The organism is Phenylobacterium sp. CCH9-H3 (assembly GCF_001557235.1).
Taxonomy (GTDB): domain Bacteria; phylum Pseudomonadota; class Alphaproteobacteria; order Caulobacterales; family Caulobacteraceae; genus Phenylobacterium.
This window is the reverse complement of record NZ_LSJI01000280.1, coordinates 1-1,554: the sequence shown is the minus strand read 5'-3', so window position 1 is coordinate 1,554 and position 1,554 is coordinate 1. Positions and strand designations below refer to the sequence as shown.

General features: G+C 70.1%; 1 protein-coding gene. It reads left to right on the top strand.

The window, feature by feature from the left end; genetic code table 11:
* Positions 1 to 111: 111 nt before the first annotated feature.
* Positions 112 to 1,137, top strand: a complete 1,026-nt coding sequence (locus AX721_RS24795) for an IS110 family transposase (RefSeq protein WP_068878638.1) — start codon at positions 112 to 114, stop codon at positions 1,135 to 1,137.
* Positions 1,138 to 1,554 lie beyond the last annotated feature (417 nt).

Below are 1,554 nucleotides of genomic sequence, written 5' to 3'. Positions count from 1 at the left end.
CCGGGTCTCCGCCCATTCGGGTGACATGGGGTAACAGCGGCTCGGGCCCGGCGGTTGATTCCGCCGAGTAGCTCGGTGTCCGCTCCGCCCTTTCACCTCGGGGGAGCCCCTATGACGAGCTACGTGGGTCTGGACGTCTCGCTGGCGGAGACGAGCGTCTGCGTTCTGGCAGACGATGGCGCGGTGCGTTTCGAGGGGCGGGTGAAGAGCTCGCCGGAGGCGCTGATCCGCTGCCTGGCCGAGCACGCGCCGGATGCCGAGCGGATCGGGCTGGAGACGGGGCAGACGGCGGGCGTGCTGGTGCGCGGGCTTCGCGCCGCCGGCCTGCCGGTGATCTGCATGGAGACGCGCCACGCGCACAAGGTGCTATCGGCGCGCACTCATAAGACCGATCGCAACGATGCTCGCGGCCTGGCCGAGCTGATGCGGGTCGGCTGGTACCGCGAGGCCTGGGTGCGCGGCGCCTCGGCCACCTACATCCGCAGCCTGCTGCAGGCCCGCAAGTTGCTGATGCAGACCAAGCGCACGCTCGAGAACACCCTGCGCGGCGCCGTGAAGCGGTTCGGCGTGATCACGACGAAGACGGCCGGCCGCGGCTTCGCCCAGCGAGCGTCCCTCGCCATGGCGCAGGATCCCGCCTACGCAAGCTACGCTCGGCCCATGCTGGAGGTGCTCGCCGGCGTCGTCGCGCAGATCCGCACCTATGACCGGCAGCTGCGCGCCATCGCCCGCGAGCACCAGGTCAGCCGGCGGCTGATGACGGTGCCGGGCGTGGGCCATCTCACCGCGCTGGCCTTCCTTTCGACCATCGAGGATCCGGGCCGCTTCAAGCGCTCGGCCGACGTCGGCCCGTACCTGGGGCTGACGCCGAAGATCTACCAGTCAGGCGAGGTCGACCGATCCGGCCGCATCACCAAGACCGGCGACGCCATGACCCGCAGCTACCTGGTGGAGGCCGCCAACGTGCTGCTGGTGAAGATCGACCGGCCCGTGCCGCTGCGGCTGTGGGGGCTGCGGATCATGGAGCGCGCCGGCCTCAAGAAGGCGCAGGTGGCGGTCGCCCGCAAACTGGCGGTGCTGATGCACGCCATGTGGTCGGACGGAACGGAGTTCGAGTGGGCTCAGGCTGGCGCCTGAACCCTGTCGTCTGAAGCTCCCTCGGGAGGCGTCCTTGCCGGGACGCATGCGGAAGTCGACCTCGCAGCGATCGTCGCAGGCCTTTGGACTCGCGCGGCAGTGACATTGAGGCGGCTTCAGCAACGGAAGCTCATGTTGAGGCGGCGGGTCCGACCTCGGAACGAACCTTGTGCCCGGCAGCGGTGACGACTTGGGGATCAGTCGGAGAGGCTGAGGAGATCTGGATCGCAGCAGGAGGCTGGGCGTGCCCGCGCAGGAGGCGCGGTCGGGCTCGGCATGCCGGCGCTGGGCGCCGCCACCGAGCCGCCTTCGGCGTCTCGGCCCTCCGGGTTTGATCCCTCACGCGGAGCGGGGAGGAGACGCCGGGTGCGAGGCCCTTGACGGCGGGGGCCGCTGTTAACGAACGATCCCTCACGC

Coding starts and splice junctions, on each gene's coding strand:
- AX721_RS24795 (WP_068878638.1), top strand. CDS start 112: ATGACGAGCTACGTGGGTCTGGACGTCTCGCTGGCGGAGACGAGCGTC.